17 protein-coding genes and 1 tRNA gene are annotated in these 17,259 nt (G+C 63.1%); 13 read left to right on the forward strand and 5 right to left on the reverse strand.

Annotation, left to right across the window (positions count from 1 at the left end; translation table 11 throughout):
* The first annotated feature begins 76 nt into the window (after window positions 1–76).
* The 8 genes from E3O25_RS11085 (at window position 77) to E3O25_RS17000 (ending at window position 7,786) form a co-directional block, all read left to right on the forward strand.
* Complete coding sequence (locus tag E3O25_RS11085) at window positions 77–1,003, forward strand: Lrp/AsnC family transcriptional regulator (protein ID WP_134361156.1); 927 nt, start codon at window positions 77–79, stop codon at window positions 1,001–1,003.
* 70 nt (window positions 1,004–1,073) lie between these two features.
* The gene (locus E3O25_RS11090; RefSeq protein ID WP_092109026.1) at window positions 1,074–1,637 is read left to right on the forward strand and encodes a dihydrofolate reductase family protein; all 564 of its coding nucleotides are present in this window, start codon (window positions 1,074–1,076) and stop codon (window positions 1,635–1,637) included.
* Between the two features lie 623 nt (window positions 1,638–2,260).
* Window positions 2,261–2,710 carry a hypothetical protein gene (locus E3O25_RS11095; RefSeq protein ID WP_134361157.1) on the forward strand — a complete coding sequence of 150 codons (450 nt, stop codon included), beginning with the start codon at window positions 2,261–2,263 and terminating at the stop codon, window positions 2,708–2,710.
* On the forward strand, window positions 2,710–3,636 hold the full coding sequence (locus tag E3O25_RS11100; RefSeq protein ID WP_134361158.1) for a hypothetical protein: 927 nt from the start codon (window positions 2,710–2,712) through the stop codon (window positions 3,634–3,636). Before E3O25_RS11095 ends, E3O25_RS11100 begins: the two co-directional genes overlap by 1 nt.
* Before the next feature lie 207 nt (window positions 3,637–3,843).
* On the forward strand, window positions 3,844–4,203 hold the full coding sequence (locus E3O25_RS11105) for a dienelactone hydrolase family protein (protein ID WP_134361159.1): 360 nt from the start codon (window positions 3,844–3,846) through the stop codon (window positions 4,201–4,203).
* Window positions 4,204–4,508: 305 nt separating this feature from the next.
* Window positions 4,509–7,298: a response regulator gene (locus E3O25_RS11110; RefSeq protein ID WP_134361160.1), complete on the forward strand. Its 2,790-nt coding sequence runs from the start codon at window positions 4,509–4,511 to the stop codon at window positions 7,296–7,298.
* A gap of 6 nt (window positions 7,299–7,304) precedes the next feature.
* On the forward strand, window positions 7,305–7,643 hold the full coding sequence (locus tag E3O25_RS11115) for a response regulator (RefSeq protein ID WP_092109012.1): 339 nt from the start codon (window positions 7,305–7,307) through the stop codon (window positions 7,641–7,643).
* Entirely contained in the window at window positions 7,640–7,786 is a 147-nt protein-coding gene (locus E3O25_RS17000; RefSeq protein WP_166787799.1) for a hypothetical protein, read from the forward strand. The genes E3O25_RS11115 and E3O25_RS17000 overlap by 4 nt, the downstream gene beginning before the upstream one ends.
* On the opposite strand, the gene E3O25_RS11120 is transcribed toward E3O25_RS17000, so the two are convergent.
* The 4 genes from E3O25_RS11120 to E3O25_RS11135 all read right to left on the reverse strand — a co-directional run bounded on the left by E3O25_RS11120 (window position 7,783) and on the right by E3O25_RS11135 (window position 11,303).
* The gene (locus E3O25_RS11120) at window positions 7,783–8,502 is read right to left on the reverse strand and encodes a TetR/AcrR family transcriptional regulator (protein ID WP_092109009.1); all 720 of its coding nucleotides are present in this window, start codon (window positions 8,500–8,502) and stop codon (window positions 7,783–7,785) included. The two genes, E3O25_RS17000 and E3O25_RS11120, sit on opposite strands and share 4 nt — an antisense overlap.
* Before the next feature lie 4 nt (window positions 8,503–8,506).
* Entirely contained in the window at window positions 8,507–9,799 is a 1,293-nt protein-coding gene (locus E3O25_RS11125; RefSeq protein WP_092109006.1) for an ABC transporter permease, read from the reverse strand.
* Window positions 9,796–10,530: an ABC transporter ATP-binding protein gene (locus E3O25_RS11130; RefSeq protein ID WP_134361161.1), complete on the reverse strand. Its 735-nt coding sequence runs from the start codon at window positions 10,528–10,530 to the stop codon at window positions 9,796–9,798. Before E3O25_RS11130 ends, E3O25_RS11125 begins: the two co-directional genes overlap by 4 nt.
* 122 nt (window positions 10,531–10,652) lie before the next feature.
* Window positions 10,653–11,303 carry an MBL fold metallo-hydrolase gene (locus tag E3O25_RS11135; RefSeq protein ID WP_134361162.1) on the reverse strand — a complete coding sequence of 217 codons (651 nt, stop codon included), beginning with the start codon at window positions 11,301–11,303 and terminating at the stop codon, window positions 10,653–10,655.
* Window positions 11,304–11,468: 165 nt separating this feature from the next.
* Between E3O25_RS11135 and E3O25_RS11140 the strand changes: the two genes are divergently transcribed.
* Window positions 11,469–11,541 (forward strand) — tRNA-Glu (locus E3O25_RS11140).
* A gap of 45 nt (window positions 11,542–11,586) precedes the next feature.
* On the opposite strand, the gene E3O25_RS11145 is transcribed toward E3O25_RS11140, so the two are convergent.
* The gene (locus E3O25_RS11145; protein WP_134361163.1) at window positions 11,587–12,732 is read right to left on the reverse strand and encodes a class I SAM-dependent methyltransferase; all 1,146 of its coding nucleotides are present in this window, start codon (window positions 12,730–12,732) and stop codon (window positions 11,587–11,589) included.
* Between the two features lie 280 nt (window positions 12,733–13,012).
* Between E3O25_RS11145 and E3O25_RS11150 the strand changes: the two genes are divergently transcribed.
* From E3O25_RS11150 to leuD, 4 genes are all read left to right on the forward strand, one after another.
* Entirely contained in the window at window positions 13,013–14,038 is a 1,026-nt protein-coding gene (locus tag E3O25_RS11150) for a TerC family protein (RefSeq protein WP_092108995.1), read from the forward strand.
* Window positions 14,039–14,075: 37 nt separating this feature from the next.
* The gene (locus E3O25_RS11155; RefSeq protein ID WP_134361164.1) at window positions 14,076–14,867 is read left to right on the forward strand and encodes a PP2C family serine/threonine-protein phosphatase; all 792 of its coding nucleotides are present in this window, start codon (window positions 14,076–14,078) and stop codon (window positions 14,865–14,867) included.
* Between the two features lie 165 nt (window positions 14,868–15,032).
* Window positions 15,033–16,493 (forward strand): 3-isopropylmalate dehydratase large subunit, encoded by a 1,461-nt coding sequence (leuC, locus tag E3O25_RS11160; RefSeq protein WP_174721734.1) that lies wholly within the window; start codon window positions 15,033–15,035, stop codon window positions 16,491–16,493.
* Window position 16,494: 1 nt separating this feature from the next.
* The gene (gene leuD, locus E3O25_RS11165; RefSeq protein WP_092108987.1) at window positions 16,495–17,109 is read left to right on the forward strand and encodes a 3-isopropylmalate dehydratase small subunit; all 615 of its coding nucleotides are present in this window, start codon (window positions 16,495–16,497) and stop codon (window positions 17,107–17,109) included.
* Window positions 17,110–17,259: the final 150 nt, after the last annotated feature.

The following is a 17,259-nucleotide window of genomic DNA, read 5'->3' on the forward strand; positions in this document are numbered from 1 at the left end:
ATAGGCATACCTTAAGACGGATTTGTTAGTGCGTCTGGCGTGAATCCCTTTACGTAAACTTGAGACGAGGTGACGAGTGTCGGACAAATCCGGATTTTCAATTGACGAAGATCACGTCATTGACTACCTGCGACGGGATGGGCGCGCTTCATACTCATCCATCGCAGAAGCACTCGATCTCACTCGAAATCACGTTTCTGAAATCGTGAAATCTGTGGTTGACAGCGGTCAACTACGATTCACGGCCAGTGCAAATCCGCGCATGTTCGGTTTCCACGTCGAGGGCCACCTGCACGTGGTCCTTCGTGGTGACGCTAGTGCTCTCTACGAAGAAATGGTCGGGTCGTCGTTGACGACCTATGTTTCCACAACGACAGGCGATGCGGGCCTGTGCGTTCAGATGCGCTGTCGCTTCGAGGCGGAATTGGTCGAGTTGCTTGCTGCGATCCGAGAACACGATGAGGTGCTTTCAATCCAGGTGCATCGGTACGACAGCATCGTCCATAATATCTATGCACCGACACTTCAGGCCGAGGATGAGTTCTCTCTCGACGAGACTGATATGCGCCTGATCGAAGCGCTCGAACTAGATGGTCGAGCTCCCGTTCGGGTGCTCGCTGAGGCCCTGCGTCTGCCTGAAAGCTCCGCACGTCACCGAATGACGCGGCTGATTGATGGCGAAATCATCCGAGTGGTTGCAGTGCCGAACCGGAATTTTGGCCGTGCGCACACGATCGCACTCGGTCTGGGCGTACGACACAAGGGCGTAAGCGGCCCCTGCGTAGAAGTATTGAGCAAACTCGGTGTGGAATTCATTGCCACGACGACGGGTGATTTCGGCATCATCGCAACGGCAGTTTTCGTTACTTTACGCGACGCTAATGACTTTGTGGAGGTACTTCGACGCGAGCCAACGGTCGTTGGCATCTCGACGTGGATTCACTTGCAGATCCTCAAGGAGGATTACAGCGTCGCCGAGTATCGCGACACACGGCAACGCTGACCGCTGCAAGTTCCACCAAAGTCCGCGGCGTCCGGCGTATTCTCGAACGCGATACCAAGGAGGGTTTCTGATGCGCAAGGTGACGTATTCCATGGGCATGTCCCTGGACGGATACATCGTCGGGCCGGATGGCACGTTCGACTGGACGGCACCCGACGACGAGGTTTTTCGTTTCTGGATCGACGATATTCGAACCGTCGGCGTTCACCTGTTGGGTCGACGGCTGTACGAGACGATGCTGTACTGGGAGAGCGCTGACCAGGAAAGCTCGCTCGACGCTGCCGACCTCGAGTGGACCGAGCTCTGGAATCCGCTCCCCAAGGTGGTGTTCTCCACCACGCTCTCGGCTGTGCAGGGCAACGCCCGCCTGGCCACCGGCGGCGTCGCGGATGAGATCGAACGGTTGCGCGCCGAGCCGGGGGAAGGCAACATCGCCATTGGCGGCGCGACTCTCGCCGCCGAGGCATCCGCTCTGGGTCTCATCGATGAATACCAGGTGATGGTTTACCCGGTACTGGTCGGCGGCGGCATCCCGTTCTTCCCCCGGCACGAGCGCCGAGTCGATCTCGAACTCATCGAAACCCGTGCCTTCAAGTCGGGAATCGTCTACCTCCGGCACCGCGTGGCTCGTTAGCCCGTGCTGCGAGGCGCAAGCCTCGCTCCTGCCGATCGGATCCGCCGTGGCGCGGTCCAGGGCAGAGACGGGGCACCTCGATCCGCTAAAAGTGAAGACTGCAGTCACTTCAATTGCGTCGTACTACGCGGGAGCGGATGTCGAGTTCATTCCGGTTCGCGATATCGAACCCTGTGGCATCATGCTGTGCACTCGCGCCGGCGATGACCACCCGGGGTGCGCGAACTCCGCGGGGCAAACTCGGCGCTCGTTATCGACCAACGCTGCGGTCTGCCAAATAGTGTCAGAGTATTGCCGGCACGCCCGACTCGCGGGATACTCAAGGCATCAGTGGCGTTCCGGAGCGAACGCGACCGACATTCGCATCGCTTCGTCGTCACCCTCCACCGGGAGGTTGTCATGCACGCACGGCGAGGACTTGCAGTCATCGGCGTTGTTCTCGTCGAGATCACTCTCGTGGGGCTGCCCTGGCGGGTTGTGCCGTCGCAGAGCCCCCGCAGCCTGAGACGCCCCCGAACGCCCCCAGCTCCTCGGGGCCGAGCACGTCGCTGCCTGCGCCGCCTCCCGACACCGGCGGAGGCGCAATATCGGTCGATCTCCCGCAGCTCCCGATCGGCGGCAACGTGAGTTTCGACGAAAATACCCTCGCCGACAACTGCGTGACGGTGAACTGGATCGTCGAACAAGACAATGCCAAAATACCGGAGAATGTGCAGATCTGGATCAGCGGTGCCAGGTTCACGGACGACGTCTACGCGCTCGCCGATTCGGGGTGCAGCGGCGAGAACCCGCCGTGCATCGAGTTCGTCTTCGACATCGCCGACCAGACCTGTGATCTGGCGATCGTGCCGACCGGCAATCAGCCCAGTCCACCCGATGCGCCGCTGAACGTGAGCCTCACCGGTGAGGTCACCTGCAGCGACGGTGAGTCACTGGACTGCGCAAAATTCCTGTCTGCAGTATTCACTGAAAGCAATCTCAGCATCCCCCTCGACACGCCTCCCGCGAACACCCCCTCCGATACACCGCCCGCGGATGAGGGCTTGGGAGTGACGACGAGCGGACCGGCCTGATGTCCGAACCGGGGGAGAGAGAGAACGCTGCACGGTTCGAACGCGGGCTGAACGTGCTCGGCAGCATCATCGCTCCGGCGACACTTCTCGGCGCCCTGCTCTTCTATTTCGGTTATGTCTCATCCCGGGCCCAGTACGACTACTTCGGCATCGATGTCGACGTCATCGGCCTGAACACCCAGGACTACGTGATGCGCAGTCCGCAGCCTCTCCTGGTTCCGCTCCTCGTGTTCGCGCTCGTCGGTGCAGCCCTGATCGCCTGGCACGCTCAGATTCGTCGCCGCTCGAGCCGATCCGGCTTCGCGGTTGCGGTGAGACGCGGGGTTGTCGTCGGCCTGGGCATCCTGGCGGTGGGTCTCATCTTGCTCTTCGCCTATCCGCTCCTGGCTGAATGGGACTACTACCCGCTCGTCACCCCGCTCATCGTGGCCCTGGGCGGTGCGATCGCCGCATACTGCGTGGGGACGGTGCGATTCCTGGCCCGCGAAACCGGTGGGGGTCACCGCCCGCCGACGGGCGTCGTCGTGCTGCTCTGGGCTGCGGTCGCCGCCTGCGTGTTCTGGGCGACAGCCACCGTCGCACAGTGGTCGGGCCTGGGTCTCGCCCAGCAGCAGGCGCGGGCCCCCGACAACCTTCCCAGCGTCATTGTCGACACCGAGCAGCGGCTCTTCCTCCCGGACGAGGCGCGGGTGAGCGAAACCGCGCTGCCCGCATTGGCCGACGAGACCTTTCGCTTCCGCTATTGGGGGCTGCGACTGCTCATCGTCGGTGATGATCGTATGTTTCTCATCCCCAACGCCTGGGATAACCACAATACGACTCTCGTGCTGCCGCTCGACGGCTCGGTTCGACTGCAATTCCAATTCCGTAATCTGGAGCCCTATACCGTGGGGCGGGCTGTGCAGAGCACTGCGAGCACGCAATGACGCCCGGTGCCGGGGCCCGCACGGCTCGGGGTGCTCGGGCCCGAACGGTCTCGCAGCGGTCTGAACCTGCATCGCCTCGCGAGCGGAGGCTTCGAACCATAGGCACGGCTGGATGGGCTGGAGCTCGGCCATGAATACCTCCCGGTGTGACCTTTCACACTAGTTCGACCTTCGACCTTCGACCTTCGACCTTTCCCTAGGGCGGAACTGGTCTACGCGGGTTTCTCCCTCGGTGTACTCCCCGCACAAAAGCTCGCGCAGGCTCGAGCCGGCGCACAAGGTGCCCGACTGTTTTACTCCTGCGTCCCGGTCTCCGAGTTCGGCTCTGCCTGGCCGGATGGTGTTCCCATGCAGGTGCACGGCATGGACGCCGACCCAATCTTTGCCGGTGAGGGTGACCTCGATGCCGCCCGCGCGCTCGTCGAATCGACGACGACGGCTGAACTTTTTCTCTATCCCGGTGACCCACACTATTTCGCCGACAGCTCGCTGCCGTCGTACGACGCTGCTGCGGCCGCACTGCTCCGGCACCGAACGCTGGCGTTTCTTGCGATCCACCCTGGGTGACGCTTACCTTCTCAGCGCACAGAACGACATTTGGTGGCAACCGACAGCCTCGTCGACACCGCCGTTTCGGATGTCACCATCGTGGAAGGAAACGCCCCCGGAGCTTCGATCTTGACGACCCCCAAATAGGGGTGATTCGACCGCATTCGTGATATAGATTTAAGTGAGGGAAATTCCCCCGGTCGACTCGCGGCAATCCAGCGAGGCGAAGTTGCCGACCGCGTGCCTCTTCTGCCTTATCGTGACGCGTTCTCTGTACCTCACGCTCACAACGCACTCGATAGATCACGAAAGGCGTGATGACCATGACCGACATCCCAAGAAGTCCTGCCCGGCAGCACACCACCGCTAAAGGAAGTGTGACGGTCGAGAGCCCGTCCGGTGCAGACAGCGAGATCGAGGAGGAGGCGATTCGGGCCCAAAACCTGCTGCAGCAGACGGTGAGTTTGCAGGACGCGATCTTCAACAGCGCGAATTTCTCGAGTATTGCCACCGACGCCCAGGGTGTCATCCAGATTTTCAATGTGGGCGCGCAGCGGATGCTCGGCTACACAGCGGAGGAGGTGGTGAACAAGATCACGCCGGCCGAGATCCACGATTCGGAAGAGATCGTGCTGCGGGCTGCCCAGCTGAGTCTGGAGTTCGGGACCATGATCAAGCCCGGTTTTGAAGCCCTCGTTTTCAAGGCCAGTCGCGGCATCGAGGATATCTACGAACTCACCAAGATTCGCAAGGACGGTAGTCGGTTTCCGGCCATCGTCTCGGTCACCGCCCTGCGGGACCAGAACGAGGCGATCATCGGCTACCTGCTGATCGGCACCGACAACACGTCGCGCAAACAGGTGGAGGTAGCCCAGTCGGTTCTCGACCAACGGTTGCGTGATCAGCAGTTCTACACTCGCTCGCTGATCGAGTCGAATATCGATGCGCTGATGACCACCGACACCATGGGCATCATCTCCGACGTCAACCAGCAGATGATCGAACTCACCGGTCGAACCCGGGACGAACTCATCGGCGCGCCCTGCCGCAACTTCTTCACCGACCCGGTCCGCGCCGACGCGGCCATTCGACGGGCACTCACCGAGAGCAGAGTCAACGACTACGAGCTCACGGTGCGCGCTCTCAACGGCGAGGAGACCGACGTCTCCTACAACGCCGCCACGTTCTACGATCGCGACCGCGTCGTTCAGGGAGTATTCGCGTCAGCGCGAGACGTCACGGAACGCAAACGGTTCGAGCGTGCGCTCAAAGAGAGCAACATCGAGCTGGAGCACGCCAGCCGCATGAAGACCGAGTTTCTGGCGACGATGTCTCACGAATTGCGCACGCCCCTGAACGCGATCATCGGGTTCTCCGAGGCGCTCAAGGACGGGCTCATTGGTGACATGAGCGACTCCCAGCGCGAATACATCGGTGACATCTTCACCAGCGGGCACCATCTGCTGGCACTGATCAACGACATTCTCGACTTGTCCAAGGTTGAGGCGGGAATGATGGACATCGAGTTGGAGGCCGTAGATGTGCGCTCGCTGCTCGAGCAGAGCCTCTCGATCGTGCGCGATGGTGCTGCGGCCCATGGAATTCAGCTTCGTTTCGAGGGTGCCGACAACCTCGGGGTGCCGCTGCTCGACCGGCGAAAAACCAAACAGATCATCTACAACCTGTTGTCCAACGCGGTCAAGTTCACTCCCGACCAGGGACAGGTCACCCTGATCGCCAAGCGTGTGCCGCGCAGCGCAGTGGGAAAAATTGCCGGTGTCTGGCCGGTACACGATTTTCCACTGCCGGCCAGTACCATCGCAGACTTTCTCGAAATTCGTGTCGACGACACCGGGATGGGCATCTCGTCCGAGAACATGTCGAAACTGTTCCTCGCCTTCAGTCAGATCGACAGCACGCTGGCTCGCCGCTTCGAGGGTACCGGCCTGGGTCTGGCAACCGTAAAGGAAATGGTGGGAATCCAGGGAGGAACGGTTGCCGTCGCCAGTGCTGAGGGCGAGGGCGCAAGTTTTGCTGTGTGGCTCCCACTCGGCGGCACCGACCAGAGCGCACCGGTCTGGTCAGCACCGGGCTCGGAGAAGTCGGAGACGAATCGCGATGCGGCCGCCGCGATCGAGACGCAGGCGTCCGCTGCCAACCGGCCGAAGCCGCATCCGTTTCACCCGTCCGCCACGGCAGCGGCGCCGGTAGCTCAGAAAAAAACGGAACCAAATTCGACCGCGCCCGGCGCCGAGGTATTTTCGCTCGGGGCCGGCCAGCCGGTCACCGAGTCGCTCGCCACCGCGGTGAAGTCCCAGCCGCAGCAGGGATATGAGGCACGCTCGGAGAAACACGTGGCACTCGTCATCGAAGACGACGCCAAGAGCGCTGAAGTTCTGCGGCTCCTGCTCGAAGCCGAGGGGTTTCGCGTCATCGTCGCGCCCAGCGGAGAAGAGGGTCTCGCCCTCGCCCCGCACCAACATCTCAGTCTCATCACCCTGGACATCCGCTTGCCGGGGATGGACGGTTGGGGATTTCTGCTTCGGTTGCACGAGTTCTCGGATCTCGCGGCGGTCCCGATCGTTATCATCGCGGGGGACACCGATGTGAGCCTGGCATTGACCCACGGTGCGGCGGCCGTGCTGGAAAAGCCGATCAGCCGGGCAGCCCTGCAACAGTCGCTGGATGTGCTCGGTCTCAGTCCAGACGCCCGACGCACCCGACGAGTGTTGGTCGCCGACGACGACCCCGAGACGGTTGATGTAATCGCACGTTTTCTAACCCGGCCGGAGTATGCGGTAGAACGTGCCTTCACCAAGAACGACGCGATCGAGATGGCACAGCGGCTGCACCCTGACCTCGTGCTGCTCAATCTCATGATGGAAGGGTTCAGCGGGTACCAGGTTGTGCTGGCGTTGCAGAGTGACCCGGAAACCGAACACATTCCCGTGCTCGTGGTTACTGGCAAGCAACTCACCCGGCAGGAACTGGCGGCCGTCGACAGTGATCCCACCCAGCCCGTGCGCGTGCTCGGCACGAAGAATTTCAATCGAAGAGCGTTCATCGACGAGGTCAACCGCGCACTGAACTCGGGGCCGGATCTGGGCGGGTGATGCATCGTGGCCAGAATTCTGATTATTGAAGACAACCCCGTCAACATGAAACTCGCCACCCTGCTCGTGCGCCGGGCCGGGCATTCCACACTGCAAGCCGTTGATGCCGAAAGCGGATTGTTGCTCGCGCAGGTCGAACTGCCGGATCTGATTCTGATGGATATCCAACTGCCGGGGATGGACGGTTTCGCCGCGACCGCGCAGTTGAGGAACGACCCAATCACCCGGGAGATCCCGGTGATCGCCCTGACCGCGATGGCCATGACTCGCGATCAGGAGCGAGCGCGCCAAGCCGGGTGCGATGCCTACATCACCAAGCCGCGCACATCCCGATTCTGGCCATGACGGCCAGCGCGGTGCGTGGTGATGCCGACCACACCCGCATGGTCGGCATGAACGAGTGCCTCATGCGTCCGCTGTACCTCGGCAAATTGCGGGCTGCCCTTCAAAAATGGTTGCCGCATGACGCGGATATCGAGAGCGGCTAAAGTCCGGGAATGCTCAGTGTGCGACGCAACAGCTCGACCGTTCGGCTCAGCGACTCGGCCAGGGTCGGCGCCGCCGCCCGGTCGGTCCTGCCAGCGGCGCCGGCCGGGCGCTCGAAATCGGGAATCCACTGTAGGGCCATGAAACGCACGACTCCCAGCATCGCGTGCGTGAGCAGTTCGGCCTGCCCGTGCCGAAAAGCCAGCTCGGGGTCGTTCTCGCCGTCAACGGTGGCACCGCGACCGAGGCGCAGGTAGACCAGTTCGGTGATTTCGGAGGTGACCCTGGTCATCCGCTCCATCTGCTCCTGCATGAGCTCGGGGTGCAATCCGAAAATGCGCAGTCGGTCGGTGAACAGCTGCTCGTCCATGCCCTCGCGCGGACCGATCGCGCTCATCAGGGTGAGCACGTCGGGCAGCAGGTCGTCGCCGGGGGCTGCGATGAACTCTCGCGCTCGCCCCTCATCGATCGTGGGCGGCTCGGCGCCGATGATGGCGGCCTTCTTGGTCTTGAAATAGTTGAAGAAGGTGCGCTGCGAGATGCCGCTCTGGCTGCAGATCATATCCACGGTGACGCTGTCGAAACCGTGTTCCAGAACGAGGCTGACCGCACTCCGCTCCACGCGCAGGCTCGTCGCGTGATGCTTGTCGTGACGAGTCTGCGCGCGCACGGTCGCGCCGGGCGGCGGGGTGTCGGCCAAGGCCTCATCCTGGTTCATGACGCTACTCGTACCGCAGCGACTCGATCGGGTTCTGCCTGGCCGCCCGCTGGGCCGGCAGCGTGCCGGAGAGGAACGCGATCAGCATCACCAGCCCGATCACGAAGGCCACCGACAGCGGCTCGAACAGAAGGATGTTCAACCCCGGCAGCCCGGACAGCAGGCCCTGCGACAACACAGCACTCAACGCCGAGCCGAGCCCGATGGCCACACCGGCTCCGATGGCGCTGCCGAGGAAGCCGATGACGATGGCTTCGAGGCTGAACAGGGTGTACACCTTGCCGCCGCTCATCCCCATCGCCTTCATCAGGCCGATCTCGCGGGTACGTTCCTGCACGCTCATCAGCAGGGTGTTGATGATACCGAATGCGGCGGCGATCAGGGCAATCACCGCGAAGGCGTTGAGCACGCCGACGATGCCGTTGATCACCGTCTGCACGGCGCCGAGCTGGTCTTCGATCGTGCTCGCGGTGTAGCCCGCGGTGGCGAGATCCGCCTTGAGGGCGGTCACGGCATCCGTCGACAACGCGGTGTCGAAGTGCGCCACGGCCACACCGTAGCTCGTGACGGCGGTGTCGATGCCACCGGACTGAGCATCGGCCAACTCGGCAATCAGCGCGTCGTTGGCCCCGGCGCCCGCAGCGAGCAGGCTCTCGAGCGAGACGCCGACGACGGTCGCATTAACCACGTGCTTCGCGCCGAGAATGTCGGTGATGCCGATAGAAACGGATGCCCCCACCGCGTCGTCCGCGGAGGCGAACCCGAGCGGGGTCACGAAGGCGTCCGGCAGCACGAGCTGAGCCTCAGTGGCGCCGCCGTCGAGCTGCGCGCCCGCCGTGAGGTCGGCCGTGGTCACGGCCGAGGTGGCGTTGATGCTGAACTCGTAGGGAGTGCCGGACTCGTATTCGATGTAGTCGGGCTGCACGGATCGGATCGGATCGACCGACTCGATGCCGGCGGTGTCGCCGATCGCCTGGAGGTCGGCATCCGTCAGCGCCTTGGTCGTGGTCCCGGGCGGGCCTTGCTGGCTCGACACGGATGCCGAACTGGCCGCGTCGTACTCGACCGGGCCGTCGCCGGCGGCGGTGGCATCGCTCGCCTGCGTGATGATGAACACGTCGGGGGAGCCGAGGGCGCCCACCTGGGCATCGACGTACTGGCTGACGCCGGCGCCGACCGCGTTGGTCAGGGTGAGGGTGAACGCGCCCACGAAAATGGCCAGCACGGTCAGGGTCGTGCGCAGCTTGCTGCGAAAGGTGTTGGAGATCGCGGTGACGACGAGGTCTTTGGTTCTCATGCTGCGCCTCCGATGATCAGTGCGTGGGCACCCGTGTGGGTCGACGTGGTGTGGGACACGACAAGTCCGTCGCGAATGTAGATCTGGCGATCGCAGCGGGCGGCGAGTTCCTCGTCGTGGGTGACGATAACGAGCGTGATGCCCTGACTGCGGTTGAGGTTGAACAGGATGTCTTCGACCACGGCTCCGGTGGCGGTGTCGAGGTTGCCGGTGGGTTCGTCGGCGAAGATCACGCGCGGCGCATTGACCAGGGCGCGACCGATGACGACGCGCTGCTTCTGCCCGCCCGAGAGGGTCGTGGCCTTGCTGCCGGCCTTGTCGGCCAGCTCGAGCTGTTCGAGAACCTCCATGCCGCGGCGGCGTCGCTCCTTGCCGCCCATGCCGGCGATCTTCAGCGGCAGGATGACGTTGTCGAGCACGCTCACGTTGGGGGTGAGAAAGAACTGCTGAAAGACGAAGCCGAACTCCTTGTTGCGCAGTTCGTTGACCGCGCGCTTTGACAGCGACTTGGCGTTCTTGCCGGCGACCTGAAGTGTTCCCCGATCGGGTTCGTCGAGCAGGGCGAGCAGGTGCATGAGGGTCGACTTGCCCGACCCGCTCTTGCCGATGATCGCCACCGTTTCACCGGGCGCTATTTGAACGGACACACCCTTCAGCGCGTCGAAACGGCTCGCCCCCGAACCGTAGGATTTCTCCAAGCCTTGCGCATCAATTACCCACTCGGAGTCCATCGGTTTCCCTCGGTTCTGGCGACCCGCACGGGCCACATTTGCAGTAACTGCACTCTAAGTTGCAGTTGCTGCAAATTGCCTGAGGAAGAGCCGTGTTCCGAATGGATGCCGCGCCGCACGGCTTACAGGTCGAGACTGTCACCGGGCTCGAGCGCGAAGAACACGCCGCCGCCCCGTTCGGTGACGCTCTGGAATCGCGCGTTGGACAGCTCTTTTCCCGCCCGGGAGAGCAGCATCTCGTGGGTGGGAAAGCTGCGCTTCGGTTTGAGGGCCAGAATGAAATCCATGGCCTCACTGATTTTCATCCAGGGCGCGGCGGCCGGCACGGCGAGCGTCCCCACCTGCATCCCCTCGGGAACGGTGAAGGCGTCACCGGCGTAGTACAGCTCGTCGTTGACAAGCACCCCGACGTTGTCGATGATCGGGATCGATTCGTGGATGACGGCGTGGGTCGCCCCGAAGAAACGCAGGGTGAACGGGTCGACGTCGATAACATCGCCGGCCTGCACCGTCGTGACGTCAAGCGCGGCGTCGGTCGCGGCTATCGCCCGAGCGACACCGGCCGGCGCGAAGATGCGCAGGTCCGAGTTCATTTCAACGATGCGCCCCAGCTGTTCGGGAGTCCAATGGTCGGCGTGCTCGTGGGTGATGACCACGGCGACGGCGCCCGCGGTGCCGGTGAGCGCGGTGGTGAACGAGCCGGGATCGATGTAGAGCTTCTTGCCCGAAAGCTCCAGAATCAGCGCGGCATGCTCCAGCTTGGTCAGTTTCATGCCCTGAGCTAACCCCGATTCGAGCCGTGGCGCAACAGCGTCCGCTTTCTACTCGGGGTTTGGGTCGGCACCGAACGGGGACGCACCCACCCGGTGCGACGCGCCGCAAACGCTCAGTTTGGAAGTGCGCTCCGGTGTGTGGCATACTCGGTAAGTTGCAAAAACGGCCCCATCGTTTAGCGGCCTAGGACATCGCCCTCTCACGGCGGTAACGCGGGTTCGAATCCCGCTGGGGTCACAATTGCCCGGTTGCTTTCAGGTCGAAAGCGCCGGGCTTCTTTGTTTAAGTCGTCGGCTCACGCGCGGTCAGACGCCACAATGAGGTGACCTCGTTCCGGCGTATCGCGTGAAGAGGGTCGCTCGTGTCCGTCGCGCGGGCGTGTACGGCGGGCGCTTCGAGCGCACCGATCACCCGCAGCCCCGCCGCATCGATCTCCTTCAGCAGGTCGTCGCGGGAACGCAGCCCGACCAGCTCGGCAAAATCGGAGAGCACGAGCCACACCTCGCCCCGGGGCTCTAGATGGCCGAGCACCCCGGCCAGAAAACCCTTGAGCATGCGGGAGCCGGGGTCGTAGACGGCCGCGTCGAGCAGGGAATGCGCCGTCGCCGGGATCCACGGCGGGTTGCACACGATCAGATCGGCGCGACCGTCGGGAAACAGGCTGGTCAGGTGCACCTCTACCCGCTCGGTGAGCTTCAGGCGCGACACTGTTTCTCGAGCGGATGCCACCGCGCGCGGCTCGATATCCGTCGCGACCACCCTCGGTACGCCCCGAGTCGCCAGCACCGCCGCGAGCACCCCGGTGCCGGTGCCGATGTCGAAGGCCACTTTCGGAGCTGCCAGCGGAGCGCTCGCCACCAGGCCGACGTACTCGCTGCGCACCGGAAAGAACGTGCCGTAATGCGGATAGACGCTGGCGTTCAACGCTGCAACAGGAATGCCCTTAGTGCGCCACTGGTGGGCGCCGATCGTACCGAGCACCTCGTGCAGCGACACAACGGATGCCTCGGTGATGCTCCCATAGGCGTCGACCGTGGCAGAGACCACGTCGGGCGCCCGCCGCAGCCCGATGATATTGCCCCCCTCAAGCGGAATGAGCAGATGACCGAGGATGCGCGCACGGTGCGAACGGTTCTGCCGATACCGGTAGAACAGCTCGGCGGTCGTTCGCTCGGTCCGATCCGGTTTGGGCCGCGTGCGGTGCTCGAGGGCGGTCAGAATTTGGCGGGCATTCTGAAAGTCGCCGTGCCAGAGCATCGCGATACCCTGCGAGGCCAGCCGGTAGGCGGCATCCGCTGTGATGGTGTCGTCAACCGGCACGACCCGCTTGGGGGCTGGTGCTCCGTTCGCAGATCGCCAGGACGCGGTGGCCGGCTGCCCCTCGTTCGACCAGTCGATGTATTCCTGCGGGTTGTCGGCGGCCGTCATCGAAACCGGTGCGTAGTCATAGCCCTCAACTATAGGTGGCGGCCGAGCCTGGCGCCTTCGCGCGGGCACGCGCGGGTCCATCACACTGGTAGAATTCTGCAAGCGAAGGGGAGTATCCCTCTGGGCCCGATCGGGTTCTATATCGCGATCGTCAATACGGGCCGCACTGACGGGGCCCCGGTCGCGGTGGTATCGATTGGTTCCAATAGGGCCATTTTGGTGCGGGAGAGACTTTCGGGTTCTGTACCACCCGACTCCCGTCATCACTTGAAAGGCCCCCGTGGAACTCGCTCTCCCCCTCTGGTTCGAAGTTGGATCCCTCGTCGTTCTGACCCTGATTCTGGTCGCCGACCTGCTCATCGTCTACAAGCGGCCGCACGTTCCGAGCATGCGCGAAGCCGGACTCTGGGTGGCCTTCTATGTGGGCCTCGCCTTGATCTTCGCTCTACTGATGCTCGTGCTCGGCGACGCCGAACATGCCGGGCAATTCCTGGCCGGCTGGCTCACCGAGTACAGCCTCTCGATCGATAACCTGTTCGTCTTCGTGATCATCATGGCCCGGTTCTCGGTGCCGCGAAAATACCAGCAAGAGGTACTGATGGTGGGCATCATCATCGCCCTCCTGCTGCGCGGAATCTTCATCCTGCTCGGCGCTCAGCTGATCGAAAGCTACAGCTGGATCTTCTACATCTTCGGCGCGTTCCTGTTCTACACCGCCGTCAAACAGGCCTTTTCGTCGGAGGAAGAAACCGAAGACAAGGAGAACGCGGTTATTCGTCTGCTGCGCCGCCGCATTCGGATCTCCTCGGAATTTGACGGTTCCAAGGTGCGAACCCAGATCGACGGCAAGAAAGTCTTCACCCCGATGCTTATCGTGTTCATCGCGATCGGCACCACCGACCTCATTTTCGCGCTCGACTCGATCCCCGCGATCTTCGGCATCACGCAGAGCCCGTTCATCGTGTTCACCGCCAATATCTTCGCCCTCATGGGCCTGCGTCAGCTGTACTTTCTGCTCGGTGGCCTGCTGGAACGCCTCGAATACCTCAAGTACGGCATTGCCGTCATTCTCGGCTTCATCGGCGTGAAGCTCGTGCTGCACGCGATGCACGAAAACGAACTGCCGTTCATCAACGGCGGCAACGGCGTGGAATGGGCGCCGGAGATCGGCACCTGGACCTCGCTCGGCGTAATCATCGGTAGCATGGCCGTGGCCACCGTGGCGAGCCTGATCAAAGCCCGTCATGATGCCAAGAAGAGCGGGGTCACTCTGGCCGAGAAGATTTCGGTCGACGCCAAGGAATGACTGATCGAGGCCGGGCGCCGGCGAACGGGGGGTTCTCATGACTCTGAACCAGCAGAGCACGATTGAACTCTCCGCCGCTACCGCCCGCCTCTGTTTCAGTGCCCGCAGCGATGTGGGCAGCGTGCGCAAGGTCAACGAAGACAGCATTCTCGCGCAATCCCCGGTGTTTCTCGTGGCCGACGGCATGGGCGGTCACGCTCAGGGGGACGTCGCCAGCCAGACGGTGCTGCGCGTGTTCGACGAACACATCGCGCGCGACCTGCCGTCGACGCCGGAACGCATCCTCGACGCCATCCATTCGTCGAACGATGCCGTGCGCGATCTCAGCGCTGCCGACGACTTCGGCACCGCCGTGTCGGGAACGACCCTGGCTGGTATCGCCTTCGTCGACGCGGGCGATGATGTCGGGTACCACTGGATGGTTTTCAACGTGGGTGATTCCCGCGTCTATACCTGGACCGACGGCGTTCTGACGCAGCTCTCGGTCGACCATTCCGCGGTGCAGGAGATGGTGGACGCCGGCCTGATCTCAATGGAAGATGCCGAAAAACACCCGGAGCGTAACGTCATCACCCGGGCCATCGGCGCCGACGAGTTCGTTGACGCCGACGTCTGGCTGCTGCCCGCCCACAATGAGCAGTCATTTCTGATGTGCTCCGACGGGCTGACCAAGGAACTCGACGACGTGGCGATTGCGCGCGTTCTGGCCACGGACATCCGTTCGGAGGGCGACGAACGCAGTATCGCTGACCAACTCGTCGATGAAGCCATCGAACACGGCGGGCGCGACAACGTGAGCGTCATCTACGTGGAGTCGGCGTTCGGCTGATCTGTTCGCCGGACCGTGTGCGAGGCAGGGTGCGAGGCGAGGTGTTACCCTGAATTCGTGGTGCTCAACCGACTTCTTCTGTGCCGCGACGAGTCCCTGTCCTGAGGCCTCCCTCGTCGCGGCGTTCGGCGTGGCTGCCATCGATTCGTGAGGAAGACGCTCAAAATGACCAACGTAATACCCACTTCGCAACGGAGTTCCGGCATCGGCCTGCGCACGCTCGCCGAGAAAGTTTGGGACAAGCACCTCGTCACCAAAGGTGAAGACGGCACGCCCGACCTGATCTACATCGACCTCCATCTGCTGCACGAGGTCACCAGCCCGCAGGCGTTCGATGGGCTGCGTCTGGCCGAACGCACGCTGCGCCGGCCCGATCTGACCATTGCGACCGAAGACCACAACACGCCGACGCTGGACATCGACAAGCCGATCGCCGATCTGACCAGCCGCACCCAGATCGAGACTCTGCGACGCAACTGCGCCGAGTACGGCGTGCGGCTGCACTCGCTCGGCGACATCGAGCAGGGCATCGTTCACGTGGTCGGCCCGCAGCTCGGCCTGACCCAGCCCGGCATCACCGTGGTCTGCGGTGACTCGCACACCTCCACGCACGGCGCGTTCGGGGCGATGGCGCTCGGCATCGGCACGAGCGAGGTCGAGCACGTGATGGCCACGCAGACGCTGCCGCTGAACCCGTTCAAGACCATGGCCATCACGGTCAACGGCACGCTGCGTACCGGGGTCACCGCGAAGGACATCATCCTCGCCGTGATCGCCAGGATCGGCACCGGCGGGGGAGCGGGTTACGTGCTCGAATACCGTGGTGAGGCCATCCGTGCCCTCTCCATGGAGGGGCGCATGACCATCTGCAACATGTCGATCGAGGCTGGCGCCCGCGCCGGTATGGTCGCGCCGGACCAGACCACTTACGACTACCTCGAGGGTCGCGCCCACGCACCGCGCGGTGCCGACTGGGACGCCGCCGTCGCGTACTGGCAGACCCTGGCCACCGATGAGGGTGCCAGCTACGACGCCGAGGTCATCATCGACGCCAACAAGCTCGAGCCGTTCGTCACCTGGGGGACCAATCCCGGGCAGGGCGTCTCGCTCAGCGGATCCGTGCCGAACCCCGCCGATATCGTCGATGCCAACGAGCGCTCGGCGGCCGAACGGGCGCTGGAATACATGGACCTTGAGGCTGGCACCCCGATGAAGGAGATTCGGGTCGACACCGTTTTTCTTGGTTCCTGTACCAACAGCCGGGTCGAGGACCTGCGCGCGGCCGCCGAAATCATCAAGGGAAAGACCATCGCCGCGGGACTGCGCATGATGGTCGTTCCCGGCTCCGCCCGGGTGCGCATCGAGGCCGAAGCCGAGGGCCTCGACCAGATCTTCCTCGATTTCGGAGCCGAATGGCGTTTTGCCGGCTGTTCCATGTGCCTCGGCATGAATCCCGACCAGCTCGAACCCGGCGAACGCTGCGCGTCCACCAGCAACCGCAACTTCGAGGGACGCCAGGGCAAGGGTGGGCGCACCCACCTGGTGTCGCCGCTCGTCGCGGCCGCCACGGCCATTCGCGGCACGCTTTCGAGTCCGTGGGACCTCGTTCAGGATGGAGACCAGTAGCATGCAGAAGTTCACGACCGTCACCGGAGTCGCGGTACCGCTGCGCCGTTCCAACGTCGACACCGACCAGATCATCCCCGCCGTGTACCTCAAGCGTGTCACGCGCACGGGCTTCGAAGACGCCCTCTTCGCGGCCTGGCGTCAGGACCCCGATTTCGTCATCAATAAGAAGGAATACCAGGGCGCTCGCGTGCTCATCGCCGGGGCCGACTTCGGCATCGGTTCCTCGCGCGAACACGCGGTCTGGGCCCTGCGCGACTACGGGTTCGACGTGGTACTCAGCCCTCGTTTTGGCGACATCTTTCGCGGCAACTCCGGCAAGCAGGGGCTGCTCGCCGGGCAGATCAGCGAAGCGGATGCCGAAACCCTGTGGAACCTCGTAGAAGCCGACCCCGGCATCGAGCTGACCGTGGATCTGGTGGGTAAAACCGTGCGTGTCGGCGATCTAACCGTGAATTTCGAGATCGATGATTACACTAGATGGCGGCTGCTCGAAGGTCTGGATGACATCGGGCTGACGTTGCGTGACGAAGCGCGCATCAACGAATTCGAAGCGACGCGAGAGTCGTGGTTGCCCCAGACCCTTCCCGCGCGATCCCCGGAATCAATGTACTAATTTGCACTAATTTGTATTGCATCAATTTGCACCAGGACAGGTAATTTGTGAGTACTCTCAGCGAAGCCCGGCGTGATCAAGAGGCAAAAACTTTGAACGAAGCCAGGCTCAACGACGACGCGAACGAGCGGGGGAGTGCCCAGAACCACG

This window comes from Cryobacterium sp. TMT1-3 (assembly GCF_004402315.1).
Lineage (GTDB): Bacteria > Actinomycetota > Actinomycetes > Actinomycetales > Microbacteriaceae > Cryobacterium > Cryobacterium luteum.

Excerpts from the sequence above, each read along its gene's own strand:
- E3O25_RS11090 (WP_092109026.1), top strand. The coding sequence starts at position 1,074 with ATGCGCAAGGTGACGTATTCCATGGGCATGTCCCTGGACGGATACATC.
- E3O25_RS11130 (WP_134361161.1), bottom strand. The coding sequence starts at position 10,530 with ATGGACTCCGAGTGGGTAATTGATGCGCAAGGCTTGGAGAAATCCTAC.
- E3O25_RS11125 (WP_092109006.1), bottom strand. The coding sequence starts at position 9,799 with ATGAGAACCAAAGACCTCGTCGTCACCGCGATCTCCAACACCTTTCGC.
- E3O25_RS11145 (WP_134361163.1), bottom strand. The coding sequence starts at position 12,732 with ATGACGGCCGCCGACAACCCGCAGGAATACATCGACTGGTCGAACGAG.
- E3O25_RS11155 (WP_134361164.1), top strand. The coding sequence starts at position 14,076 with ATGACTCTGAACCAGCAGAGCACGATTGAACTCTCCGCCGCTACCGCC.
- E3O25_RS11135 (WP_134361162.1), bottom strand. The coding sequence starts at position 11,303 with ATGAAACTGACCAAGCTGGAGCATGCCGCGCTGATTCTGGAGCTTTCG.
- E3O25_RS11120 (WP_092109009.1), bottom strand. The coding sequence starts at position 8,502 with ATGAACCAGGATGAGGCCTTGGCCGACACCCCGCCGCCCGGCGCGACC.
- E3O25_RS11110 (WP_134361160.1), top strand. The coding sequence starts at position 4,509 with ATGACCGACATCCCAAGAAGTCCTGCCCGGCAGCACACCACCGCTAAA.
- leuC (WP_174721734.1), top strand. The coding sequence starts at position 15,033 with ATGACCAACGTAATACCCACTTCGCAACGGAGTTCCGGCATCGGCCTG.
- leuD (WP_092108987.1), top strand. The coding sequence starts at position 16,495 with ATGCAGAAGTTCACGACCGTCACCGGAGTCGCGGTACCGCTGCGCCGT.
- E3O25_RS17000 (WP_166787799.1), top strand. The coding sequence starts at position 7,640 with ATGACGGCCAGCGCGGTGCGTGGTGATGCCGACCACACCCGCATGGTC.
- E3O25_RS11100 (WP_134361158.1), top strand. The coding sequence starts at position 2,710 with ATGTCCGAACCGGGGGAGAGAGAGAACGCTGCACGGTTCGAACGCGGG.